The following is a 25,494-nucleotide window of genomic DNA, read 5'->3' on the forward strand; positions in this document are numbered from 1 at the left end:
AAAATTGATTGACTGTTTTCCCTTTGTATATTGACGCTATTATATCATATTTAAAATGTGGTGTGGATCTTCTCGTTTGCATTTTTGGCACATCCACAGGAAGAAAAAGGTGAACATGCCACAGGAAATGAGGATCATTACACTGAGCAGACGGTTTTTCAAAGTGGCAGGATAGTAACCGGAAAACTGGAAAATTGCTGCAATAGGATAATAGGTTCGGTATGGATCGGAAATCGTGGCAAACAGTCCGCCGATGGAGTAGATTTCCGTCACTATAAGCGCTGCCCATTGTCCGTTTTTTCGGAAAGCGCAGAAAGCGATCAGCGGAGAAACTGCAAAAAACACTCCGATCCCATTTGACAGGTATTGCAGGAACGTGCGGAGGGTCAGTGGGAATGAGAGCGCAGTCCCATGCAGAAAGAGTTCGGTCAAACAGGTGATGGTGAAGAGCAGGAGTGAAAGTACAAGGGAGAACAGGAACGTCAGCAGTAGTTTCACGGTGGTTAACCTTGCCGGATGTATGGGAATCAGCCGGAGTGATTTTAACGTATCGTCTTCCGTTTCCCGACAGATCAGATAACTTCCGAATAAAGCAGTGATGGATGGGAGGAGAAAAAAGATGCTCCAGGGCTGTACTTCATCCATATACCATCCGACATGCTCCGTATAGCGGTTCGGATCAGCAGCAAAGACAAACACAGCGGTCAGAATCACGGCGAAGACGGAAATCAAAAGTATTGTGGAACGGCGAAGTTTTTTCCGTTCGATTTGAAGTAAAAGGAATTGGTTTTTCATAGTTGGCCTCCTTTGGATCATAAAATTTGCAATTTAGGATTTCTTTTTCAGTGAGATCCCTGCAATGAGGACAGAGAAAAAATCCCAGAGCAGGATACAGTAGCATGCGGAAACGAGCAGGCTTGGCGGTGACATCGGTACGCCCGGTATTTCCCCGTCTCGGTTCAGGAGCACGGAGAATGCGGATAAAGGATGCAGGCAGGGGGACTGCGGCGCCAGCATAAATCCGGAAAAAATGTAAACGAGCGTAAGACATACCGGAAGAACATATCCGTTGATGAGCGTGGCAGCGGCAAGGAGCGGAAGCATGACCAGCGGCAAAAGAATGCTGATCTCGATACATTTTCTGCTTAGATAGAAAATGGAAGAAATCTCCTGTGCAACACATCCGGATAGATCGGCAAACAGGACTGTCCATATAAATGTAAGTAATATGAAAATGAATGAATATATAAATAATATGAAAAACTTACCAAGAAAATATTTAAGTTTACAAACAGGAATAATCCAAAAATATGTATTTATGTGATTACTTGATTCTGTGTAGAAAAGTAATGACGAAAGGATTCCTAAAATAAACGGGAGGATCATCCAACAGGTGAAACCGAAAACGGACCATTTGTAGAATAAAACAGGCTCCACGTTTGGTTTCCCAATGTATTTGAAATATAACATGGACAAAAACGGCATGATCGGGGATGCGGCGAGCGTGAGAATAAGACATTTCCGACGGCGCAGTTTTAAAAGTTCGATATGAATAAATTTAAGCAATTCCTTTCCCTCCTGTGATCGTTTTGAAATAATTCTCCAGATTATCGTTTTTTTCTTTGAGTGTTTTTATACTGCATTCTTCGAGAAGTACACCGCGATCCAAAATCCCGATGTCATCGGCAAGCAGATCGATCTCGGACAGAATATGACTGGAGACAAGGAGCGTCTTTCCGTGATCTTTGCAGAGCGTTTTCAGGAAATCTCGGATTTCTGCGATTCCGATCGGATCCAGTCCGTTGGTCGGCTCGTCCAGGATCAAAAGCTGCGGATGATGAAGAAGCGCATTGGCGAGTCCGAGACGTTGTTTCATCCCGAGGGAATATTCCCGAAATAATTTTTTATCCCTAAATGGGAGTCCGACCGTTTCCAGAGCATTTTTGACTGTATGTGATGCATTCAGGTTTCGAAGCCGGGCAAAAATTTCGAGATTTTCCGTTCCTGTCAGATTGGGATAAAATCCGGGTGTTTCGATCAGGGCTCCAATCCGTGGATAAAGCTGTTTTTCATGTCCGGTAAGTGTCTGGTCAAACAGCGTGAAAGTTCCGGATGTTGGTGGTGTCAGTCCAAGAAGCATTTTCATCAGTGTTGTTTTTCCGGCGCCGTTGCGTCCGAGCAGTCCATAGATACTGCCTTTTTTAATATGAAGATTTACGTTGTTTACGGCAAGTTGACCTTTGTATTTTTTAGTCAGTTGTTTTGTTTCAATAATAAATGATTCCATAATCGGCTCCTTTACATGATCGTTTGAGTGTTTATCAAAACACTAACGTCTCTTTTTAAATTTTTTATAAATTTCTGGTCAGAAAAGGAAAAATCCTTAATTTAGATATGAAAACACGAATTTTTATATAGGTTCCAATGAAGTTCTATTCTATAATAAAGTACCAAAGTGGGAAAATGATGCACAGAGATGTATACAAGGGAGGTATTGCGATGCGATATGACGCATTTCATCCGGGACAGGTATGGCTGGACACGGAGAAAACAGAGATGTATGAGAAATATTTAGATCCGACACTGTCTGCGGAAGAGCGGGCGGACGATCTGTTAGCGAAAATGAGTTTGGACGAAAAATTTGCGCAGACACAGTGTGGATTTGCGGAGCGGCTTTTGGAAGACGGAGCATATCCGTATGGGATGGGGCAGGTTTCCTGTCTGTTTGCGAGCATGCTGAAAACACTGGACGAGGGGGAAACTGTGATCGGGGAATTGCAGAAACGGATCATGGAGGCAAGCCCGCATCATATCCCGGCAATTTTCCATGTGGAGACGGCAACCGGATCTTTGCTTCCGGAAGCAACTAATTTCCCGATCGAGTTGGCACAGGCTTCCACATGGGATCCGGAACTGGAAAAGAGGATGGGAAAAGCAATCGGAAAACAAACCCGCGCAGCCGGAATCCATCAGGGATTGGCGCCGGTATTGGATCTTTGCAGAGATTCCCGGTTCGGGCGGCAGGGGGAGACGTTTGGTGAAGACGGAACTTTGGCGGCGGCGATGGGATCCGCCTATGTACAGGGGCTGCAGAATGACGGGAATGTCAAGGATGGAATTTTTGCGTGCGGAAAACATTTTCTTGGATTTATGAGCGGAATGGGAGGGATCCATGCGGCAAAAACGACAACGAATCCGCGGGAAATCCGGGAAGTGTATGCGAAACCATTTCAGGCGGCGGTTACGGAAGCGAAAATCGGAAGTGTGATGAATGCGTATTCCAGCTATGATGGGATGCCGGCAGGTGGAAGCCGGGGGCTTCTGACAGATCTTTTGCGTGGGGAAATGAAGTTTGACGGAACAGTGATCGCCGATTATTCTTCGATCAGCCAGTTTCACACAAATCACCGTGTGGCAGAATCCATGGAGGAAGCCGGAGAGATTGCCATGCGCGCCGGGATGGATGTAGAGCTGCCGCAGGTGGAGTCATTTAATGAGGATTTGAAAGCCAGATTTGCAAAAGGCGAAGCGGATATGGCAATTTTGGATCAGGCAGTCAGAAGAACATTGATCCACAAATTCCGTCTTGGATTATTTGAAAATCCGTTTCCGATGGAAAAGGAAGAGCGGGATGCGGTCATACAAGAGAAAGAGGCGCAGACGATCAGCAGAAATATGGCGAGAGAAGCAATGATCCTGCTGAAAAACGACGGAGTGCTGCCGTTGAAAAATGCAGCGGAACAGGACAGAAAGGAAAATTCCGGAAAGAAGAAAAAAGTAGCGGTGATCGGGTGGCACGGAGGAACAACCCGGGCATTTATGGGATGCTACATGTACATTGCGAGAATTGAAAATTCTCTCGGCGGCGTTAACACAATGGCAGGAATCGAGGGAAGTGATAATGCCATGAAAGAAAAAGTTCCGACAGAAACCTATCCGGGAAGTAAGATATTGATGGAACATCCGCAGACAGACACGCTGATCCGCAAATGTTATCCGGGAATCCACAGTCTCTATGAAGAACTAAAAGAGCGCTGTCCGGACTGGGATGTGCAGTATGCTTACGGATATCCGCAGGCTGGAAATGACACGTTGTATTTTGAGGAAGCATTGAAACTGGCGGTGGAATCCGACCTTGTGATCGTGACGTTAGGCGGAAAATACGGATGGAATACCGGATGCACGATGGGAGAGGGAATTGATTCGATGGATATCCGGATCCCGGAATGTCAGGAGCTGTTTTTGCGTGAACTTGCAAACTTGGGAAAACCGACAGTAGGGGTACATTTTGACGGACGTCCGGTGAGCAGTGATGCGGCGGATGAGACGCTAAATGCGCTGATCGAAGCATGGACGCCGGGGCGTTACGGCGCGGAAGCGGTTGCGGATGTATTGCTCGGCGCTTATAATCCGGCAGGAAGACTCCCGGTCAGTATTGCGCTGAATGCAGGGCAGATCCCGGTTTATTACAGTCATGAACGGGGCAGCAGTTATCACGCGGGCGAGAGCATCGGATTTCAGGATTATGCCGATGGATCTCATAAGCCGCGGTATTGCTTCGGATACGGACTTTCCTATACCGAGTTTGTATATGAAAGTATGGAGATTGTCAAAAAAGAAATCGATCCGTTCGAGTCATGGAAGATTGATGTGACTGTAAAAAATGCAGGAAATGTGGACGGAGAAGAGGTCGTTCAATTGTATATGAGCGATGAATATGCATCGATGACCCGTCCGGTGAAAGAACTGGTTGGCTTCAAACGAGTGAAGATCAAGGTCGGAGAATGTGCAAAAGTACGGTTTGAAGTTGCTCCGAGCCAGATGGCATTTCTGGATGCGGATATGTGGTGGAAGATTGAGAGAGGATCGTTTATCGTGCAGGCGGCGGCATCCAGTGAAGATGTGAAGATAGAAGACCGACTGTATGTGAAAGAAAATGCGTTTGTAGATGGGGCACAACGAAGTTTTTATGCAAAAGCAGAGGTGGAAAGAAATCCGTCGGATCTATAATTTTCTGATCTCCGGGATACCTAAAACGAACACTGTTTTAAAAGTGTTTGCTTTGGGTATACTAGTACAACGAATATATCAAAAATCTGGTATTCGTTATATTAGGAAAAAGGAGAATGCAGGAGATGTCTAAAATAGAAAATTGTCACAGACCGAAAAACATGCCGGGAAGAACAAATCCGGCGAAACTGACAGATCAGGAAAAGTCCGATAGAATGATCGAGATTCCGCTATCCACACAGACGGATGCGTCCAATGTGATTCCGGATGAAGTGCCGAGGCACGATGGACCGGGCGGGGAATAAAAGAATCGAGACAACACATGAGATTGTGATGGGACGATTTACGTCCCATCTATGATCTGATCTTTCCTAGATCCCGAATGATCACGGCGAGACAGTGGAGCTGTTCTGCGTTCAGCAGTTTTAAGTCATCAATGATCGCTGAGATACAGGCGGGATCTTTTTCTGTTGTTGAAAAAAATTGTTCCGGTGAGATATTAAAATAGTCGCATATATTAAAGAAGACCGGAATAGAAGGATATGCCTGCCGGTTTTCGATATGGTTGATATAGCCGGAATTTTGACCGAGCGACAAACTCATATCCCTCGCAGATACTCCTTTCTGAATACGCAATTCCGATAAGCGTTTCGCAAAATCATTTTCGTACAAAATCTCACCCCTCTGGTACATTTAAAATCATTTTTCGTATGTATATATCACATTATAAATCACGCAATGGTACAAAATATGATATTAAAAAGTATATTTTATCGACAATGCAACAATATAAAGCATATGATGATGTCAAAAAGTATAGAAAAATGTAAAAAACTAATGAGGGAAACACGTTTCATGAAAAGGAACTTGAGGAAGCGGGGGGATGCAGAGATAAATCTAAGCCTCTTTTAGGCAATTGAACGATGCGTACAGAGACGTACGCGGAGCGAAAGCAACAACAAAGAGACTTAGATCTGCTCTTCATCGGCTGTTTTCGCTTTGCACACTGACGATATCATAAGTCAAATGAAAAAGCCGAGTCTGTAACTATTATGCTATGTATGACAAATAGATACCACAAGGAACAAAGGGGAGTGGTTGACTTTTTGACTGATTTTTTACAAAAGAAATCTTGACAGTAACTTAAAAAATTGTATAATAGTATTAACAGAACCCACCACGCCTCTGATTTTTCATGCGCAACCCGGTGGGACTTTTTCATTTATGGGGAGGTTTTTATGTATCAGTATCCCAAACAAATATTAACAATAGAACAACAAGTGCAATCTTATATAGATGCAGGAATGGAGATTTCATCTCATGAAAATGTAGAGACGGCATTAAAATCTGTTGGATTTTATCGTTTGCGTGGATATTCGTTTCATTTGTACGATAATGTTGCGAAGAAATATGTTCCGGGAACGAGGTTTGAAGATATTTTAAGGTTGTATCAATTTGATCAGGAATTATCTGCTTTAGTTTTTTCGATGATTTCTAAGATTGAGGTGGCTTTGAGAGTACGATTAGTGGAAGCGTTACTCATACACGGAGAACCACTTGTTTTGCAGGATTCATCGATCTTTAAAGAGAAAAAACTGTATTGGCAGAATATGTCTACAGTAGCGTCAGAAATCGCTCGTTCTAATGATGTGTTTATCAAACATAATTTTGATAAGCATGATGGAGAGGTGCCTGTATGGGCAGCTGTTGAAGTTCTTTCATTTGGTACGCTATCGAAGATAATTAAGAATTTGAAAACAGGTATTGGAAGTTCGTATTCTATATTGGCGGCTAATTACCAATATAAATCGAAAAAAGGAAATCAGGTAAATCCATCACAGAAAATGCTTGCCTCATGGATACAGGGCGTTTCAGTGTTGCGTAATATGTGTGCGCATAATTCCAGAATTTACAATCGCACAATACATACGACGCCGGAAATTTTGGATGCAGATAAAGTTACGCCACCACCGGCACACAATGGTTTGTATCAAATCTTACTGGCGATGAAGTATCTGCGTTCATCTGACGAGGAATGGACAGTATTCGCAGATGCCTTAGACAAGCTGATCCAAAATAATATTGGTGTAATTAGTCTTACAGCAATGAATCTTCCAACAGATTGGAAAACACATCTAAGTGTATAAATGCAGCGGAAATGCATAAAATAGTAGAGCAGACCTAACCAAGCATTTTGAGCTCAAACCGGTTAGGCTTTCGGCGAAGTGTTACGATAAGCACTTCGCCATTTGTTGAAAGAGGGATATTTTTATATAGTTAGCTCTCTAATACATATTTTCGAGTGTCACCAAAGTAACAAGTTCATCCAGTCTTATTTTTTCATTACGGTATTTGCAGGAGCAAATGATATATTCATATCCGTCTGTCGGCATACCGACGATATCAATTTGAACTTGCTTTTTTGTTTGATGATCAGTTCTCGACCATCGACTGATCTGATTTAATTCGATCGGAAGAGGATCAATATAATATAGAAGATATTCTTTACACATTTCTTCAAATGTAAATTCCATATAATCTGATAAATGTCGTTTTACTGCGTTAGGATAAGTTTTTGCAATTCTACCAGAAACCCAACTTTTGTTGTAATTTCATTAAAACGTGAGGCGCTTTCAGCAATTGTTTTGATACTTGCATTATAAAGTGCGGGCTCGCGCAATTCTTGTTTCAAAAAATTTTCAGGTTCTTCATATGTTTAATATAGTGAATTACGATTATGTTTATTGTGATTACTATATTTTGAACTTTAAATAAGGTCAAGAATCTTTCATATGAAAGCAAAAATATCATGATGATTTTGTGTATGTGATTTATAATAGCACATTTTTTATACAAATATGATTTTAAATATCACGTTTTATGGGGGGGGGCAACTATAATATATTATGTAAAAAAGTGTAGAAAAATGTAAAAAACTAACGAGGGAAACACGTTTCATGAAAAATATACTGATCCTGACGACAGTCAGCGGTTTTTTGAAAAAGTTTGAGATGGAGAATGTCAAAATACTCCAGAGCATGGGATATACGGTACATTATGCAGCAAACATGAATGAACAGCACTATCCGTTTGATGAAAAGGAACTCGAAAGGGCGGGGATAAGATTGCATCATATTGATATTGCCAGATCCCCTTATATGCTGAACTATAACATGAAAGCATTCTGGCAGTTGGCAGCGATTATCAAACAAAATCATATATGCGCGATACATTGCCACACGCCGGTAGGCGGGATGCTTGGGCGGCAGATGGGATGGTGGTTTCGCAGGAGGCAGCTTCAGATCATCTATACAGCTCATGGTTTTCACTTCTATAAAGGAGCGCCTTTTATCAACAATACAATTTATTATTTTGTGGAGAGATTTCTCGCACATTTTACTGATCTTCTTGTTGTGATCAATAAGGAAGATTATAAAAATGCGAAGAAATTTCATCTGCGTAAAAATGGAAAAGTCTATCATATCCCAGGGATCGGTCTGGATCTGGAACGGTTTTCCCCGCTTACAGAAAAGGAGCGCAGGGAAAAGCGAAAGAAGCTTGGAATTACAGAAGATGATTTCTTTCTCGTATCGGTGGGCGAGTTAAATGAGAATAAAAACCAGCAGATCATTCTTCGTGCATTGGAGCAGATGAGAAGAGCGGGCAAAGATATTTCCAAAATCAAATACGGCATCTGTGGGGATGGATTTTTCCGGGAGAAAATAGAGCGGATGATCCAAACGTTGGGACTGGAACACAATGTGCGGATGTTCGGTTACTGTATGGATGTGCGGGAAATTCTTGGGTGTGCGGATGTGTCGGTTTTTCCGTCCCGGAGAGAGGGACTTGGAATGGCGGGACTGGAAGCGCTGGCTATGGAAATCCCGCTTCTTGCCGCAGAAAACCGGGGAACGCGGGAATATTTGAAACCCGGGATCAACGGATATTTCTGTGAGAGTGACAGCGTGTCAAGCTGGATCAACGGATTGGAAACCATTCGGAATCTTGCGCCGAACGTCCGCCAGGAAATGAAGCGGATGTGCAGAAAGTCAGCGGAAGTGTTCGGAAAAGAGAATACGAATGCCATTATGAAACTGGTATATCAGGATTTAGATAAGAGATTGGAATGTGTAAGAAATGGAAGAAAAGGTGAAGATCAGTGTCATCATGGGTGTGTATAACCCTGTGGAGCAAAAGCAGCTTCAGGCTGCGGTGCGGTCGATGATCCGGCAGACGATGACGGACTGGGAACTGATCCTGTGTGATGACGGATCCCATATTACATATCAGCCTTTGATCGATGAGGCGATCGAAATGGATGAACGGATCATCCGGATCCGGAATAAGACGAATAAAGGATTGGGCTATTCACTGAACCAGTGTCTGAGTATTGCAAAAGGGAAATATATTGCCCGGATGGACGGGGATGACATTTCCGAACCGGAACGGTTTCGGAAGCAGTATGATTTTTTGGAACGGCATCCGGAGTATCAATGGGTGGGATCAAATTCCAGACTGTTTGATGAACATGGTGTGTGGGGAGTGGATTGTGTGCCGGAAAGGCCGGAAGCATCGGATTTCCTGTCTTATTCCCCGTATATCCATCCGTCGGTGATGTTCCGGGCGGAGGTGCTGCGGAAGATCAAGGGTTATCCGATCTCGGAGGAGACAAGACGGTGTGAGGATTATGAACTTTTTATGCGGCTTCATAAGGCAGGCTATCGTGGATACAACCTGCAGGAACCGTTGATCCGCTACCGGGAAGATGAACATACTTATCGGAAACGGACGATCCAGAGCCGGATGCAGGAGGTAAAGATCCGTTACCGTGGATTCAGGCAGTTGGGAATCCTGCGTCCGGAGACGGCAGCGTATGTGATGCGTCCGCTGGCAGCCGGGCTGTTTCCGCCAACGGTTTTAAACCGGATCCGGCAAAGTACGAGAAAGGGGTATCGTGTCGATCAACATGCAAAGACGGTATGAGCAGTATCGGGAGATTTTGAAAAAAAGTGAATTATTGGAATATCCGGTAAAACGTCTTTTGGAAGCAGATCAGACGATTGCAGGGCACAAGTGCCAGATTCACGAACAGACCAGTTATTATGTGCTTGCCCCGGCTTTAAACGGATTTGTTGTTTGGGTCTTGCAGAATGCTGTGAAAAGCGGGATCGAACGGCTTTATTTTCTTGCGCGGGACGGATATTTTATGTACCGGATCGCACAGCGGTATTGTGAAGAACTTTGTCTGCCGGTGGAATGTGTTTATTTATGCTGCTCCCGGTACTCCTTAAGGATTCCGACATACCATACAGATATGGAGGAAGCGCTTTCTTATATCTGCCGCGGCGGGATCGATGTGACACTGCAGAAAATCCTGGACCGTTCGGGGCTCACATGGGAAGAGCAGAAGAACGTCCGAACACAGCTGGAACTTCCACACGAGTTTTTGGAAGACCCGGATGCTGTGATCCCCTATGCAAAGCTGGGAGAGATTCGGAGTGCACTGCAAAAATGTAGTTATTTTCTCCAATGTGTTGAGGTACATTCAAAAGAGAGTATGCCTGCGCTTGCCGGATATTTAAAGCAGGCGGGATTGCTGGAAGAGAAAAAGGCAGCGCTTGTAGACAGCGGCTGGGTCGGCTCGATGCAGAAAATCCTGAACCGGACACTTCGGAAAATGGGAAGAAAGGAAGCGCTGGAGGGATATTACTGGGGCATTTATGAATTGCCGGAGGGCGTGGATCCGGTCAAGTATCATTGCTACTATTTCAGTCCGAAAAAAGGGCTGCGCGCAAAAGTATATTTCAGCAATTGTCTGTTTGAATCCATTTTCAGTGCGCCTCATGGCATGACATTGGGATACCGGAAACGGGAAGCGCATTATGAACCGTATTTTTCGGAATGTTCCAGACCACGCCGTATGTTTATGGAAGAAACCGAGCAGTATCTGGTGCGGTATACTGAATTTTTTTTGCGGCAGTTGAAAAGCGCTCATTTGAAAAAGACAGATATGCGGAATCCGGAGCTTCAAAGACTGGAATTGATGAAACTGGACTGGAAAAAAGCGCGTAGGATCACCGGGAAACTTCTGCGCCTGTTTATGGGATGCCCGTCCCGGGCGGAAGCAGCCTGTTATGGAGCGCTTCGTTTTTCAGACGATGTGCTGGACACAGATACGAAACAGACTGCGGCAAAGCTGTCGGAGCAGGAACTTTGTGAGAACCATGTCTGGAACAAGATCCTTGTGATGTTTGGCATCCGGAAAAAATATATAAAAGAAAGCGCCTGGTATGAGGGGAGTGCAGTTCTGTCCGGAAAAAATGTGAAAAAGCATTGGCGGCAGTATGCGCTGTATAAATATCTGTTGTATATTCGGCAGGGATTTTTTAAGGGGTAGAGAATAGGAGACGATAAAGAGTGAATCGAAGAATAGTATCAGGTATTCATAAATGGATCGGATATATTTTGCTTGTGTTTTATGGCGTGTCCGTGGTTGGATTGATTTATTATTGTGCAAAATCCCGGATTTTTCCGGTTAGTTATCTTATTTTGACGGCGGTGGTTCTGACTATTTTTGGAGGTGTGTTTCTGTGGATGCACCGAAAAGTGGTCCCGTCTATAGCGGCAAGTATTCTGACTTTGATCCTGGCATTTGTATGTGTACTGGGATCGTATTATATGATCCGCACAAGCCGTACGATCACGGAAGTATCAAAAGCGGATAAGCAAACCGATGTGATTTCGGTTTATGTAATGGAGAAAGATCCGGCACAGTCTTTAGAGGAAATTCAGGATTATCAGATTGGAATCGTAAAGGAGACGGACAGAGAACGTACGGATCAAACGGTGAAAAAGTTGGAAAATGTGTTGAAAAGTCCGCTGGAGATTCAGGAATATGAGGACATTCTTAAAATGCTGGATGCACTGAAAGAGGGAAAAGCAGGCGCAGTTATTCTAAATGATGCCTATGTCGGGATGTTCGCGGATGTAGAGGGGTATAGTTGGATCGCGACAGATCTGCGCAGGATCACTTCCGTTGAGCATGAGGCGGAAGTGACGGAGGAAAGCGCAGTTCCGGATAATGTACCGGAAACATTTGTGATGTATTTGAGTGGAATCGATACATATGGAGGAATTTCAGCGCGTTCCAGAAGTGACGTCAATATTTTAGCAGTCGTAAATACAAAGTTGAAAAAAATCCTCTTATTATCTACGCCAAGAGATTATTATGTCGATTACAATGTGACAGACGGAGCAAAAGACAAGCTGACACATGCGGGGATTTATGGCGTCGAGGCATCTATGGATGCTTTGGAACGACTGTATGGGATTCAGATCGATTATTATCTGCGCATTAATTTTTCCGGGTTTGTGGATATCATTGATGCGTTGGGAGGGATTGACGTAAATTCCGAGTATGAATTTACGGTAGAACCAATTAAAACGTATCACGTCGGCATCAATCATCTGACCGGACTGGAGGCGCTTGCATTTGCAAGGGAGCGTTACAGTTTTGCGGATGGAGATTACCAGCGAGCAAAAAACCAGATGGAAGTGATCCGTGCGGTAGTGGCGCAGTGCGCATCAAGTTCTTTACTCAAAAATTATGCGTCGGTTATGAATGCTGTGTCCGGAAGCTTTGAAACGAATATGCCGGATGACCAGATCGCATCACTTGTCAGAATGCAGCTTGCGGATATGGCGCAGTGGGAAGTGACGTCTTACACGTCGACAGGGACCGGGATGTATGCGGAAACGTTTTCTATGCCGGGACAGCAATTGTCGGTGATTGAGCCGGATCCGGCGTCCGTGGAAGAGGCAAAACGATTGATACAGGAGTTATATAAATGACAAAAAAGGAAAAGAGAAGACAATATACGTTTGTAATTAAAGAATTAGTATCCAGAGAAATTAAAAGAAAATATGCAAGATCCTATCTTGGAATTGCATGGAGTGTATTGAATCCATTATTGTCAATGATCGTGATCACACTAATTTTCTCACATATGTTCCATCGTGCGATTGAGAATTATCCGGTGTATTACTTAACGGGGTCAGTGATCTGGCATATGTTTACCAGTGGAACAAACGCGGCGATGACAACACTTGTGGATAATAAAAATATGTTGATCAAAGTAAGGCTTCCTATGGAGATTTTTGTGTTGGCAAGAATTTGCACCGCACTGGTAAATCTTGGATATTCGTTGATTCCTTATATTGGAATTTTGATTGTATTTCGGATTCAAATTACATGGAGTGTGTTGCTGTATCCGCTTATTATCTTTTTTGCATTGTTATTTTCAACCGGAGTTGCGTTTATATTATCTATTGCTTATGTATTTTTTGGTGATGTAAAGCATCTGTATTCTGTACTTTTAACATTGTGGATGTATTGCTCTGCTTTGTTTTATCCGGTTGAGATGCTACCGGAATATGTAAAGCGTGTTGTTGTGGAAAATCCATTGTTCAATTATATCAATTGTGCAAGACGCGTGATGATGTGGGGGCAGCTTCCTACATTTCCGGAAATACTGCGAATGGTACTTTGGGGAGTGGGAATGTTTGTTGTTGGTTATTTGGTGTTTGAAAAGAACAAGAACAAAGTAATGCAAAAGATGTAACAGGAGAAGATATGAGACATAGGATAAAAAAAATACTTTTACCGATTTTGATGTTGACCGGAATTATAAGTTTAGGTTTTTCGGTACAGGCAGCAGGAGAAGCAGTCGGATTTGGCTCAGAAAGTTATCGATGGGAATTGGATGTTCCTGCGCAGATAGGAGTATATGCTTATTCAGATCAGCCGGTAGAAACAGCAGAATTATATGTTCATTATAATGCGGAATTTCTTGAATATAGTTCGGGCGGGGAACTGGTCGAACCGGGAACCATACATGTAACGGTAGGAGATGGAAATTCAATAGAAGCAGGAACATTGTTGGAACTGATTCCGAGAAAACCGGGAAGTACCGCAGTTACGATTGCCAGTACAAATGTAAAAAATATAATGGGAGAGGATGTGACAGTTTCAGAAGCAAGTGTTGCAGTCGATGTGCCCGATGCAGATGGAAATGTTCCGGTCATAGCTGCTCCGGAAAATGAGGAAATGGAAAGTGCAGAAGAAAGTACGAAAGTAGAAGATTCAAAAGAAGAAAAAGATTCTGCATTGGATCATGAAGAAAAACAGAAAGAGACCGAGAAACAAGAGGGTAAAAAAGAACATTCAGTACAATCTTGGAAAAAATGGATTGTACCGGGGATTGCTGCTTTGTCTGTATTGATTCTTATGGGTATGATCTTCGCAATGATGAAAAAATATCGACATGCTTCTGCAAAAAAGAAAAAAAGAACTGTAAGAAAAAAAGTGAAGAAGCAATCAGAATTTGCAGAGGATGATTTGTCAAAACCAGAAAAACTGGAAGAATTAGAAGCGTTTGATTTTATAGAAGAAAAGGAAATTGAGATTGCTGTAAAAAATGTGACGATGGAATTTAAACGTACAAAAGATGAAGCGACTAGCATGAAAGAATTGTTTGTACGTTCAGCCAAACACCAAAATAAAGTAGAAAAATTCAAAGCATTGGATAACGTAAGCTTTACAATTCGAAAAGGAGAAGTTGTAGGAATTATCGGAACAAATGGATCCGGGAAAAGTACAATTTTGAAGATCATTTCGGGGGCATTGACTCCTACATCGGGAACTGTGGAAGTGGATCGGGATAAGATTCAGCTACTTACATTGGGAACGGGATTTGATTTTGAATTGACAGGTCGGGAAAATGTGTATTTGAATGGGGCTGTTATTGGGTATACAAAAGAATTTATCGATGAAAAATACGATGATATTGTGAAATTTGCTGAGTTGGAAGGATTTATGGAGCAAAAAGTAAGAAATTATTCGTCAGGTATGGTATCCAGACTTGGATTTGCAATTGCAACTATGCGAGATACTCCGGAAATTTTGATTTTAGATGAGGTATTAAGTGTTGGAGATATGTTTTTCCGTAAAAAGAGTGAAGCGAGAATTAAAGAAATGATTAAAAGCGGTTCCACGGTATTGATCGTCTCTCATTCCACATCCGTGATTCGATCTAATTGTACAAAGGCAATTTGGATTGAAAAAGGAGTGCTTAAAGATATCGGAACCCCGGCAGAAGTGTGCCGGGCTTACGAGAAAATGAACAGTTAGCAGGAAAAGATATGGAAATTATAGAACAAATTTATCAAGATCTGGTAAATCGAAACCCCGATATTTCAATACGATATCACAGGTACAGAGATCAGGTACAAGGAGTGTCGCGAGTGAAAGCCTGGGGGTATTTGATCAAACTGAATATAGAATACCGGCTGTTGAAGCAAAAGGTTTCTGCCGGAGAAGATTTATTTTATAAAGAAAAGCAGCTTCGTGTGAAAGAGAGCGAATCATCCGCAGTATTTCGGGAGACACCGGAAGAATTGGCAGAACGGCTTGCAAAATATGATGTGATTTCGTTTGATGTTTTTGATACGCTGATTTTCCGACCGGTTTCACAGCCATCCGATTTGTTCTTTTTTGTAGGAGAAGAGTTAAAATATCTCGATTTTTGCAGGATCCGGATGGAAATGGAACAGAGAGCACGAAAGGAAAAATACGAAAAATATGGTGTGCGGGAAGTTACGTTTGAGGAAATCTGGAGCATGATGGAAAGTGAGACCGGAATAACAAAAGAACGAGGGATGCAGATTGAGTGGGAGATAGAAAAAAAATATTGTTTTGCAAATCCATATATGAAGCGTGTGGTAGAGAAGTTAAGATCACTGGGGAAAACAATGATCATTACATCGGATATGTACCTTGGAAAAGACGAGATAAAAAAACTACTGGCACATTGCGGATATGGAACATTTGCTCACTACTTTATATCTTGTGAATATGGAAAGTCAAAGCATGATGGCAGTATATATCAGGAAATAAAGAACTCTTGTAAGAATTCTGAAAAGATCATACATATAGGTGATAATAAAGTGTCAGATAAAAAACAGGCGGAAAAGAATGGGATCGAAGCTGTTTGGTATCCAAATGTCAACGAAGCAGGCGCTGTTTATCGAAGTGAGGATATGTCAAAAGTGGGAGGGAGTATTTATCGGGGGCTTGTGAACAGTTGGCTTTATAACGGGATGAAAGCGTATTCGATGCCATATGAATATGGATTTATTTACGGGGGAATCTTTGTTCTTGGATATTGTCAGTGGATTCATCAGTATGTCAAAGAACATGAGATTGAGAAAATTTTATTTTTGTCGAGAGACGGCGACATTTTAAGTAAGGTTTATGAGATGCTTTATCCCGAAGAAATTGGAAAGTGGAATTATGTTTATTGGTCTAGGATCGCAGCGACTAAAATGACAGCAGATTACTTTAAATATGATTATTTCCGTCGTTTTTTATATCATAAAGTAAATCAAGGATATTCTTTAAAAGCCATTTTTCAATCTATGGAATTAGAAGATCTCCTGTATGATTTTTTGCAAGAAAGCAGACACAAAGGGAAAACGGAAAACAGTGTGCTCGATGAAAAAACGGCGGAGGAAGTGAAACAATTTTTACAGGAAAATTGGAAAGACGTACTAGCACATTATCAGACGCAGATCCAGATGGGAAAACAATATTTTGGAGAAATTTTGAGGGAATGTGCCAGTGCGGCAGTTGTAGATATAGGATGGGCAGGAAGCGGTGCGGTTTCGTTGGATTATCTTATTAATGAAGTGTGGGGAATGCAATGTAATGTGACAGGCTTGGTTGCCGGAACGAATACAATATTTAATCAGGAGCCGGATGCATCGGAATCCTTTTTATATTCGGGGAAATTAGTGAGTTATGCGTTTTCCCAACAGGAGAACAGAGATATATGGAAAAAACATAATCCGAATCGTGGCGATAATCTGGCAGCAGAAATGCTTTTGGCATCGCCTACATATTCTTTTAGAAGATTTAATGAAGATGGAACGTTGAAGTTTGCAGAGCATGAGATTGAAATTGATGCGAAAGAAGTACAGGACGGAATTATTGATTTTGTAAAGTGGTATCTGATGCGCATGCAGAAAATACCGAAAATCAGTGGAAGAGATGCGTATGCTCCGTTGTTGACAGTATTGAGCAATGAAGAGTATTTCAGAAATCTTTTGAGAACAGAAAAGGTACAAATGAATTTGGAGTAAAAGAAAAAAGAGAGGAAAAAAGAATGCAGATCGATATATTGGGAAGTTGTGTGTGCAGGGATCTGTTTCGCTATATGCCGGAAGAATTATATAGTGTAGAACGTTGTATAGGAAACATTCCGATCAGTACATTATATGAAAAAAGAGTTTCACTTGAAAAGCGTGGAATTGATCTGTCAGGATTGAGTAAATACAATTACAGAATGTTAAAAATACAAATGGGAAGAAGCGCAGTTAGTTTGCTGAAAAAAAGTGAGGCAAATGTATTGATTTTGGATTTGGCGGATGAATGTATGAAGCGTTTTGTCAATGAAGAAATTTCAAAATGTGGTATTGCTTTTCAAGAAGAAGAACAAAGCATAATGGAGGATGGATTTTCCGAATATGGAGAAAGCATAATCATGGATGCTTTGGAATTGAATTGGGAAGAACTGGAGGAAAAATATCGTCGCTTTGCTCTGGATTTGGTGAAAACAGAAGAGAATCCAAACGGATATTATGCTGAAAATATAGTTGTATTGGAAACGTATTATGCCGAAAAAAAGGTTGGTAATTCCGATGGGATCTTACATCCGCAGCCGGCGGAATATAAGATCAGGGAGAAAAACGAGTTTTTGAGAAAATTATATCAAATACTGTATCGATATATACCGGAATGTCATGTAGTAAAACTGCCGATTTTTACTCATTCTGTGGAAACACATCTACGTGGTGAACATCCGCTATATTATACCGAGGATACTTATATCTATCTTGCAAAAGTGCTTCGCACGTTGTTTAAAGAATTAAAAGTTAATACAGTTGAAAATTTATATCTGGAGCAGGGATTTAAAAATAAACTTTTTACCAGAGTATTAAATAGCAGTTCGATCAACAGCATTGTGGGAATGAAAAAAGAGATTGCTGCGCTTCAGAAGCAAGTAAAGGAATTGTCACAGAAATTAGAAGAAATTTCATGAAAAAGGATAAGATCATAGGGGAAAAGTATGGAAATTACGTTACAATCTGTTGTTTTTAAAGATAAAGTTTGTTCTTTAAAAGAATTGTATTATAGAGAAAAAGGAAATGCGATTCCGGAAGAAAATCAGATTACCTTAAAAGAAAAAACAGAAATTCGAACCAACACCTATCTTAATTTACTAGATTGTGCCATATGGAAGAAATATACATCTATTGAAAAAATCCGATTAGTGATGGAAGTAAAGGGGAGCGGAAGTATTCGGGTGCTATATTCAGAAAATGGGACGGAAGAAGTAATATTTGCACAGTATAGAGTGGATAGTTTGAATTATGTGAAAAAGATTATTGCTTTACCGATTGGAGAGAGAAGATATTGGTTTGAATTAAGCACAGAAACAGGAATGAGTGTTCGGAATATTTATTATAGTTCATCTGTTTCAGAGGAAAAGATAAATCCGGTACATATTTCATGGGTGATTTGCACTTTTCAGCGGCAAAAAATGATTCAAAACATAAAGGAGTTGTTTCAAAACAGTCTTTTTTTTGAAGAGGAGTCTATGTATTTTCATGGGATGAGCATGAGGATTGTGGATAATTCGTCAGAAATGGAAGTAAGGGAGCAGCCTTATATAAAAGTGTTTCACAATCCAAATACCGGAGGTGCAGGCGGATTTGCCCGTGGTATGGAAGAGAGTAAAAAAGAGGAAGAGAAATATGGAATTACACAGGTCCTTTTGATGGATGACGATGTGGAGCTTATGAAAGAGAGTCTTTACCGTTTGTATTCTTTTTTGAAAATTATCAAACCGGAATACCAGAGCAGACCGATCGCAGGGCGAATGTTCCGGACCGATCAACGCCAGATTCAATATACAGCGTTGGAAATATGGAATCGTGGAGAGATTCGGCATATAGGTCGGAATCTGGATATGACGAAAATGGAAAATTTATGGGATATGAACCACATCAAAGAGACGGTCAGTAAAGACGTTTATACAGGATGGTGGTTTGGGTGCTTTCCGATGGAATATGTGCGAAAACATAAACCGCTTCCGTTTTTTTTACATTGCGACGATGTAGAATATGGGATTCGAAATGGAGAGAAACCATTGATATTAAATGGAATCCAAGTGTGGCATGAAACGTATGAATATCGAAAAAATGCAATGATATCTTACTATGATATAAGGAATAGTATGATCGTTAATACAATTCATGGATTTTATCAAAGTGAAAAAGACGTGTGGGAAGATTGGAAAAAGAAACTGGATGATTATTACAATCAAAAAGATTATTCGGGAGAATATGCAGCAATATTAGCGATGCAGGATTATTTAAAAGGAAAGAATTTGCTTTTTTCGAAGAAAGAAAAAAAGCAAATGCGGGAAAAAAGTGGGAAGAAATATCAATATAAAGCAGCATTCCTTTGGAGAATGCTGGAAATGCGATTTAACCGTAAGGGACATGAAGCATTTGTGTCATATCAGAAGATTTTGGAGAAAAATAAATGAAAATACAGAACATTATCAGTCCGTCAACAGAAAATTGTACAGAAGAAGCCCTATATTTTCGGAGATTTGGAGACGTAGAATATAGTCTGGCGCAGGAAAATATTATGTTAAAAAAAGAGGCGATGGTTTCGTTTGATACATATTTTAACGGTTTTTCTGCGAGTAAATGGTTTCAGTATACGACGGTGAAAAAGATCCGATTGAAAATAAAAGTAAAGGGAAAAATCCGATTGACGCTTTTTTATAAAGAAAAGCAGATGGGACAAATCTATACACAGATCGTGGAAGAAGCAGAATACGATACCGGAGGGAAAATTGCGGAAATCGAAAGCCTCTATCATTGTGAAAAAACACAGGGGATGTATGCTTTCAATATTCTTGCAATGGAAGACGACGTTGTATTTTATGGCGGAGAATATGATGCGGATTTTCTCGGAGAAGAGCAAAAAGTAAGATTGGCTATTGTGATCTGTACATTTAAAAGGGAAGAGTTCGTATATAAAAATATAAAAATGTTGAAGAAAAGATTTTTCGAAAATACGTGCTCAGAGATTGGAAAAAATCTTGCAGTCTATATTTCAGATAATGCAAAAAGTTTAAATCAGACAGAACTTGAATCAGAATATGTTCATATTTTTCCAAATAAAAATGTGGGCGGATCTGGGGGATTCACAAGAGGTCTGATCGAATGCTTAAAAAATCAAAAAACAGAAGAATTTACACATGTTTTACTTATGGATGACGATGTGATGATTCAACCGGAATCAATTTTTCGTACATGGAGAATTTTAACGGTTTTAAAACCAGAGTTTTCCGATACTTATATCGGGGGCGCTATGCTGCGGCTTGATAAGCAATGGTACCAGACGGAATCGGGAGCATTGTGGAATGGTGGCAATTTGATCAGTCGAAAAGTGGGATTAGATTTACGGGATCTGGATGCCTGCCTTTACAACGAATTCGAAGAAAAGTGTGATTTTAATGCGTGGTGGTACTGTACAATTCCTATGAAATTTGTGAATGAAACGAATCTGCCTCTTCCATTATTTATTCGTGGGGATGATGTGGAATATGGACTTCGAAATATGAAAAATCTGATTCTTATGAATGGAATTTGCGTATGGCATGAACCGTTTGAATATAAATTTAGCTCTTCCATGTATTATTATATTTTTAGAAATCGACTGATTGATAACGCAATTCATGAGATTCCCTATTCTTACAAACAATTTCTAACAGAACTGAAAGAATGGTTTGTCAGAGAGTTGTTTACATATAGATTTAAAAATGCACAATTGCTTTTAGATGGGGCAAATGATTTTTTAAAAGGAATTGATTGGTTAATAGAACAAGATGGAGAAGCCTTGAATAGTAAAGTCATGGGAAAAGGCTATAAGATGCAGCTGATCAACGAATTAGAAGTGCCGTTTGATTTTCCGGTTTATGAGAGAACGATACATCTTTTTGAGGGGAGAATGCATCAGTTAAAACGAAAGCTATTATTTAACGGAATGTTTTTGAAAGCAAAAGGAGATGCGATCGTTCCGACGATCGAACCACATATTTTATATTTTTATAGAAAAGAACGTGTGTTGAATTATGACTTTATGAGTCGGAAAGGATTTGTCACATACAAAAATAATAAAGAGTTTTTCCGGCTGTATAAAGATTTTTTACATTTAAAAAAATTATGCAGGAAAAAATATGATATTGTACGGGCGGAATACCGGGAACGAGGAAGAGAAGTGATGAATCTGGAGTTTTGGAGCCGATATTTGGAAATTGATTCAAAGGAAAAGGACGGTGAAAATAAATCGTGAGGAAAGAAACAGTCAATGCAAAAGTGACAGAAGCGCAATGTACCGGATGCGGCGCTTGTAAGAATGTGTGTCCGGTTTCGGCAATTTCCATGAAGGCAGATACGGAAGGATTTCTTTATCCCAATGTGAAAGAAACGCAGTGCATCGAATGTGGAAAATGTCTCATGGTATGTCCGGTATTAGTGGATAACAATTCCAATAGTTCTACTCCGGAAATCTGGGCAGTCCGTGCATCAGATGATTTGCGGGCGGTGAGTTCTTCAGGCGGCGTATTTACAATACTGGCAGAATATATTCTGGAAGAAAAAGGACTTGTCTGTGGCGCGGCATATGATACGGAGATGAATGTACATCATATGTTGGTAGAAAAAAAGAAAGATTTGAAAAAACTTCGCGGATCGAAATATGTTCAAAGTAATGTCGGTGATGTATATCAGAAGATTTTTAAAGAATTGAAAAAAGGAAGAAGCGTTTTATTTACAGGTACACCGTGTCAAAATGCAGCGTTGCGAAATATTGTGGGAGAACAGGAAAAGCTGATACAGGTTGATATTATCTGTCATGGAGTTCCGTCCCAGACACTTTTTACACAATACTTATCGGAAGTGGCGGATGGGAAAAAAATAAAAACGGTAAATTTTAGGAATAAACAGTTTGGATGGCAGTCCGGGAAAGTTCAGATTCAGTTTGAAGATCAGAGCGAATACATAGGTACAACACAGAATGATCCCTATGAAGTAGGATTCTATCGGAATCTTACGTTGCAAAAATGTTGTTCCGATTGTAAATTTTCAGAATACTCAAGAGAAGGTGACCTGTCGATCGGAGACTTCTGGGGAATCTCAGATATTGATAGAAAGCAGAATGACGGAAAAGGAACGTCGATTGTTTTTGTAAATAACCAAAAGGGAGAGCGTGTGTTTTCAGCAATCCAAAAAAGATTTTACAAGACACAATCCTATCCTTTTCAGGAAATAGGCGGGAAAATAAAAAACCGTGTTCATGCAAAATATCCACCCAATATAAAAAGGGAGAAATTTTTTCAGGAACTTAAAAAAAGGCATAATGTTTATCAGGCAGTAAAAGAAACACTTCCAAACGGAATTGAACAAAAAAAGATTGTAAGCGGAAAAATATTTGACGTCGGATTGGTGTCAAATTATCTTGCTGTAAATTTTGGAGGATCTTTGACACAGTACGCACTGTATCGAACGATCAAAAAAATGGGATATTCTGTGGGGATGATTGGAAGACCGCTTTCTTCGTGGGGAAAAGCGGATCATGCAAATCTTTCCAAGATGTATTTGGAATGTCCTTACGATGAAATCGATCTGCTTCCGCGGATGAATACACGGGAGGATATGGAGGCACTGAATAATGTGTGCCGCCAGTTCGTTGTTGGTTCCGATCAACTTTTTCAATATACACTTTATCGTGATTTAGATAAGTTTGTGTCATTATCATGGGCGAAAGACCGAAAAAAAAAGATCGCATATGCGGCATCATTCGGACATGGAAAAATTTGGGGAGATGTGGATGAACTGGCAGAAATGGGATATTTCCTCCATAAATATGATGCGTTTTCGGTAAGGGAAAAAGATGCGGTGGCGCTTTGTAAACGACATTTTGCTGTGGATGCAGAATGGGTGTTAGATCCGGTTTTTTTATGTGATAAAGAAGTATATCGTGAATTGGCGCAAAAATCGAAGCGAAAACGAAAAGAACATTATATTGCATCCTATATATTAGATCCGTCAATGGATAAGCAGAAAATACTGAAAAGGATCGGAAAAGAACTGGACCTGCCGATCGAAGTTTATTCCGAAATGTCACATTCAAAAGAATATGTCGCTCCGTTGGGAGATTTGGATGTTGTGCATCTGAAAGTGGAAGAACGTTTGGACAGCATTATGAATTGTGACTACTTTGTAACAGATTCATTCCATGGAACTTGTTTTGCCATCATTATGGGGAAACCATTTCTCTCTATTTTGAATACAAAAAGAGGCGGCAGCAGGTTCACATCGTTGTTGGAACTGTTCGGTTTAGAAGCGCGATTGATTAAAAACAGTAAAGAACTGGAAAAAAATGTTCCGGCAGTTATAGCGGATATTGATTATACCGCAGTTCATAAAATTCTCGAAAAAGAGAAACAAAGATGTACTCAATGGCTGCTGGCCCAGTTGAAAACCCCTAAAAAAAATCTGTATTCAGACTATGACATGATGAAGAAGTTGATTGAGGAGCAAAAACGGACTATTTCGCAGCTTCATAGCGAAATGATGGAGTTGGCGCGTATGGTTGGAAAAGAGGGACGTTATATTACAGATATAGAAAAATATCTGGATTATCTTTTCCGAGTGCGTAAGAAATATCAAATACTCATTGCAGTAAAAGATACGCCCGGATTAGCGGTAAGTGAGAATGTCAGTGAAAAATTTCAGAAATTGGGTATACGAGAAAAACTGGTTGGAAAACATGGAAGAAGTTTTGCAGCCGTAATTGACGGTGGAGAGAATATATATGAAGAAATGGGACAGGAACTTTCACCGATCGAGACGGAACTTCATTTGGAAGATGCAGAACTTCGCTTGGTCAGCAGAGTGTTCTTAAACGGAAACGAGGCTGTCATTAAATACAATGGAATAGATTATGCGGTGAATGAACGGGGATTTAATATTGTCCTGATTGAGAAAGAGAGTGGGATAGTAGAGGATTCGGTGTGTTTTGACACACATTTACCGGATTATAAGTGTTATCGGAGAAAATAAGTTAGGAGAAGAGAAAGGAGTTTGGGTGTGAGGTATGCGAAAGAAAAAGTATCAAGACAATAAGACGAATATAACAAACACAATGGGGACAAGAAAAAAGGAGGATATAGTTCAGCCAGAAGAATATCCTGATTGTGGTCTGGATAAACTGGATGATTGCGATACGTTGATTGCCAGTTTATGGTATGGATTAAACTATGGATCTATTTTGTCAGCATATGCATTGTACAAAGTGGTGGAAAAATTAGGCAGAAAGCCGGTTTTGTTAAATAAACCAAAAGAATTGTGGACAACACATTATGATAATCCAGATGGCATTGCAGGAAAATTAATACATAGATATTGTAATGTTGCTAAACGGGAAATAGAGGATAAAGAACTTAAAAAATGTGATATGTTTTTAGCCGGTCCGGATGTATTGTGGAATTATGATCTTTGCGGAAAGGAAACAGGGGATTTCTTTTTCGGCGGATGTGTCGCACCGGAAATAACTAAGATTTCTTGCGCCTCGTCATTTGGAAAAGTTCAGGGGAATTCTGCAGAACAAGTGGAGTTATTAAAGGTGGGAAAGCAACTGTCTTCGTTTCAAGGAGTTTCAGTGAGAAACGGATATGATGCGGGTGTTTGCCAGCGGCAATTTCAATGTGAAGCGGAGATCATTCTGGATCCTGTATTTTTGTGCGAGATGTCTGCGTATGAAGAATTAATAAAAAATGCGCATTTTGATGCGAAAGAACCGTATATATTTACATACATTGAGCATGGAAATGAACAGATAAAAAAATATATTGAAGCGGGGATGCAAATCAAGAATTTGGAAAGCCGCAATTATATTGATATTAATCGTTTTCCTGAATCATCGAAAGAATTGGGATTGGATGTAACATTTCATGTGATGGCGGATGATTGGTTATGTTCGATCTGGAATAGTGATTATGTTGTAACAGATTCTTATTATGGTGTATGTTTTGCAATTTTATTTCACAAACCATTTTCTGTTCTTGTACCTTCCGATTTCAAAAGAAAGAATGAATTTAGAGAATTATTAAGTTGGTTTGAATTGGAAGAACGGATGGTTCCTTGTGATGAAAAGACGGATTTGAGAGACTATTTCTATTTGTATCGAAAAGAAATTCGTTATGCGAGAGCAGATCGGAAATTACAAAAACTTCAGGACGAATCAATGCGATGGTTAGAGGAACACATCGCGAAATAGGAAATGAG

The 25,494-nt window shown here is 40.6% G+C and carries 19 protein-coding genes and 2 pseudogenes; 16 read left to right on the forward strand and 5 right to left on the reverse strand.

The features are described 5' to 3' along the window. Window positions 1-39 precede the first annotated feature (39 nt). From I2H87_RS02410 to I2H87_RS02420, 3 genes and pseudogenes are all read right to left on the reverse strand, one after another. Window positions 40-795: an ABC transporter permease gene (locus I2H87_RS02410; protein WP_195609242.1), complete on the reverse strand. Its 756-nt coding sequence runs from the start codon at window positions 793-795 to the stop codon at window positions 40-42. Window positions 796-828: 33 nt separating this feature from the next. Further along, window positions 829-1,566 (reverse strand): ABC transporter permease, encoded by a 738-nt coding sequence (locus I2H87_RS02415; protein WP_195609243.1) that lies wholly within the window; start codon window positions 1,564-1,566, stop codon window positions 829-831. A gap of 46 nt (window positions 1,567-1,612) precedes the next feature. Then, window positions 1,613-2,287 (reverse strand): annotated as a pseudogene (locus tag I2H87_RS02420) (ABC transporter ATP-binding protein); the annotation flags it as partial. 212 nt (window positions 2,288-2,499) lie between these two features. On the opposite strand from I2H87_RS02420, the gene I2H87_RS02425 reads away from it, so the two are divergent. Together I2H87_RS02425 and I2H87_RS02430 are read left to right on the forward strand one after the other, a co-directional pair. Next, window positions 2,500-5,010, forward strand: a complete 2,511-nt coding sequence (locus tag I2H87_RS02425) for a glycoside hydrolase family 3 N-terminal domain-containing protein (protein WP_195609244.1) — start codon at window positions 2,500-2,502, stop codon at window positions 5,008-5,010. A gap of 125 nt (window positions 5,011-5,135) precedes the next feature. After that, a complete protein-coding gene (locus tag I2H87_RS02430; protein WP_133302625.1) occupies window positions 5,136-5,315 on the forward strand; it encodes a hypothetical protein in 180 nt (59 codons plus the stop codon). 49 nt (window positions 5,316-5,364) lie between these two features. On the opposite strand, the gene I2H87_RS02435 is transcribed toward I2H87_RS02430, so the two are convergent. Further along, on the reverse strand, window positions 5,365-5,682 hold the full coding sequence (locus tag I2H87_RS02435; RefSeq protein WP_054703158.1) for a helix-turn-helix domain-containing protein: 318 nt from the start codon (window positions 5,680-5,682) through the stop codon (window positions 5,365-5,367). 566 nt (window positions 5,683-6,248) lie between these two features. Here I2H87_RS02435 and I2H87_RS02440 point away from each other — a divergent pair. Next, on the forward strand, window positions 6,249-7,157 hold the full coding sequence (locus I2H87_RS02440; RefSeq protein WP_195609245.1) for an Abi family protein: 909 nt from the start codon (window positions 6,249-6,251) through the stop codon (window positions 7,155-7,157). 138 nt (window positions 7,158-7,295) lie between these two features. Here I2H87_RS02440 and I2H87_RS13760 read toward each other — a convergent pair whose 3' ends face one another. Then, window positions 7,296-7,544 (reverse strand): DUF234 domain-containing protein, encoded by a 249-nt coding sequence (locus I2H87_RS13760; RefSeq protein WP_054703156.1) that lies wholly within the window; start codon window positions 7,542-7,544, stop codon window positions 7,296-7,298. 423 nt (window positions 7,545-7,967) lie between these two features. Between I2H87_RS13760 and I2H87_RS02450 the strand changes: the two genes are divergently transcribed. From I2H87_RS02450 to I2H87_RS02505, 13 genes and pseudogenes are all read left to right on the forward strand, one after another. Beyond that, window positions 7,968-9,191, forward strand: coding sequence for a glycosyltransferase family 4 protein (locus tag I2H87_RS02450; RefSeq protein ID WP_195609246.1), 1,224 nt, complete (start codon window positions 7,968-7,970; stop codon window positions 9,189-9,191). Next, window positions 9,148-9,993 carry a glycosyltransferase gene (locus tag I2H87_RS02455; protein ID WP_195609247.1) on the forward strand — a complete coding sequence of 282 codons (846 nt, stop codon included), beginning with the start codon at window positions 9,148-9,150 and terminating at the stop codon, window positions 9,991-9,993. The genes I2H87_RS02450 and I2H87_RS02455 overlap by 44 nt, the downstream gene beginning before the upstream one ends. Beyond that, window positions 9,965-11,407, forward strand: coding sequence for a hypothetical protein (locus I2H87_RS02460; RefSeq protein ID WP_195609248.1), 1,443 nt, complete (start codon window positions 9,965-9,967; stop codon window positions 11,405-11,407). Before I2H87_RS02455 ends, I2H87_RS02460 begins: the two co-directional genes overlap by 29 nt. Before the next feature lie 20 nt (window positions 11,408-11,427). Then, window positions 11,428-12,861: an LCP family protein gene (locus I2H87_RS13960; RefSeq protein ID WP_195609249.1), complete on the forward strand. Its 1,434-nt coding sequence runs from the start codon at window positions 11,428-11,430 to the stop codon at window positions 12,859-12,861. After that, window positions 12,858-13,631, forward strand: a complete 774-nt coding sequence (locus I2H87_RS02470) for an ABC transporter permease (protein ID WP_054703149.1) — start codon at window positions 12,858-12,860, stop codon at window positions 13,629-13,631. The genes I2H87_RS13960 and I2H87_RS02470 overlap by 4 nt, the downstream gene beginning before the upstream one ends. An 11-nt stretch (window positions 13,632-13,642) precedes the next feature. Then, window positions 13,643-15,199, forward strand: a complete 1,557-nt coding sequence (locus I2H87_RS13965) for an ABC transporter ATP-binding protein (protein ID WP_330611446.1) — start codon at window positions 13,643-13,645, stop codon at window positions 15,197-15,199. 113 nt (window positions 15,200-15,312) lie between these two features. Further along, on the forward strand, window positions 15,313-17,208 hold the full coding sequence (locus I2H87_RS02480) for an HAD family hydrolase (protein WP_195609250.1): 1,896 nt from the start codon (window positions 15,313-15,315) through the stop codon (window positions 17,206-17,208). Window positions 17,209-17,231: 23 nt separating this feature from the next. Then, window positions 17,232-18,167, forward strand: a complete 936-nt coding sequence (locus tag I2H87_RS02485) for a DUF6270 domain-containing protein (RefSeq protein WP_195609251.1) — start codon at window positions 17,232-17,234, stop codon at window positions 18,165-18,167. 27 nt (window positions 18,168-18,194) lie between these two features. Further along, window positions 18,195-18,572, forward strand: a pseudogene (locus I2H87_RS14130) (hypothetical protein); the annotation flags it as partial. Window positions 18,573-18,725: 153 nt separating this feature from the next. Further along, on the forward strand, window positions 18,726-19,679 hold the full coding sequence (locus I2H87_RS13770; RefSeq protein WP_243273860.1) for a glycosyltransferase family 2 protein: 954 nt from the start codon (window positions 18,726-18,728) through the stop codon (window positions 19,677-19,679). Further along, window positions 19,676-21,499, forward strand: a complete 1,824-nt coding sequence (locus I2H87_RS02495) for a glycosyltransferase (RefSeq protein WP_083460734.1) — start codon at window positions 19,676-19,678, stop codon at window positions 21,497-21,499. The genes I2H87_RS13770 and I2H87_RS02495 overlap by 4 nt, the downstream gene beginning before the upstream one ends. Then, window positions 21,496-24,270 (forward strand): polysaccharide pyruvyl transferase family protein, encoded by a 2,775-nt coding sequence (locus I2H87_RS13885; protein ID WP_195609253.1) that lies wholly within the window; start codon window positions 21,496-21,498, stop codon window positions 24,268-24,270. Before I2H87_RS02495 ends, I2H87_RS13885 begins: the two co-directional genes overlap by 4 nt. A 34-nt stretch (window positions 24,271-24,304) precedes the next feature. Continuing rightward, window positions 24,305-25,486: a polysaccharide pyruvyl transferase family protein gene (locus I2H87_RS02505; RefSeq protein WP_009267816.1), complete on the forward strand. Its 1,182-nt coding sequence runs from the start codon at window positions 24,305-24,307 to the stop codon at window positions 25,484-25,486. Window positions 25,487-25,494: the final 8 nt, after the last annotated feature.

The sequence above is a fragment of the Mediterraneibacter glycyrrhizinilyticus genome (assembly GCF_015560805.1).
GTDB lineage: Bacteria > Bacillota > Clostridia > Lachnospirales > Lachnospiraceae > Schaedlerella > Schaedlerella glycyrrhizinilytica_A.

Excerpts from the sequence above, each read along its gene's own strand:
- I2H87_RS02410 (WP_195609242.1), bottom strand. The coding sequence starts at position 795 with ATGAAAAACCAATTCCTTTTACTTCAAATCGAACGGAAAAAACTTCGC.
- I2H87_RS02425 (WP_195609244.1), top strand. The coding sequence starts at position 2,500 with ATGCGATATGACGCATTTCATCCGGGACAGGTATGGCTGGACACGGAG.
- I2H87_RS02430 (WP_133302625.1), top strand. The coding sequence starts at position 5,136 with ATGTCTAAAATAGAAAATTGTCACAGACCGAAAAACATGCCGGGAAGA.
- I2H87_RS02440 (WP_195609245.1), top strand. The coding sequence starts at position 6,249 with ATGTATCAGTATCCCAAACAAATATTAACAATAGAACAACAAGTGCAA.
- I2H87_RS13760 (WP_054703156.1), bottom strand. The coding sequence starts at position 7,544 with ATGGAATTTACATTTGAAGAAATGTGTAAAGAATATCTTCTATATTAT.
- I2H87_RS02450 (WP_195609246.1), top strand. The coding sequence starts at position 7,968 with ATGAAAAATATACTGATCCTGACGACAGTCAGCGGTTTTTTGAAAAAG.
- I2H87_RS02455 (WP_195609247.1), top strand. The coding sequence starts at position 9,148 with ATGGAAGAAAAGGTGAAGATCAGTGTCATCATGGGTGTGTATAACCCT.
- I2H87_RS02470 (WP_054703149.1), top strand. The coding sequence starts at position 12,858 with ATGACAAAAAAGGAAAAGAGAAGACAATATACGTTTGTAATTAAAGAA.
- I2H87_RS13965 (WP_330611446.1), top strand. The coding sequence starts at position 13,643 with ATGAGACATAGGATAAAAAAAATACTTTTACCGATTTTGATGTTGACC.
- I2H87_RS02485 (WP_195609251.1), top strand. The coding sequence starts at position 17,232 with ATGCAGATCGATATATTGGGAAGTTGTGTGTGCAGGGATCTGTTTCGC.
- I2H87_RS13770 (WP_243273860.1), top strand. The coding sequence starts at position 18,726 with ATGTATTTTCATGGGATGAGCATGAGGATTGTGGATAATTCGTCAGAA.
- I2H87_RS02495 (WP_083460734.1), top strand. The coding sequence starts at position 19,676 with ATGAAAATACAGAACATTATCAGTCCGTCAACAGAAAATTGTACAGAA.
- I2H87_RS02505 (WP_009267816.1), top strand. The coding sequence starts at position 24,305 with ATGCGAAAGAAAAAGTATCAAGACAATAAGACGAATATAACAAACACA.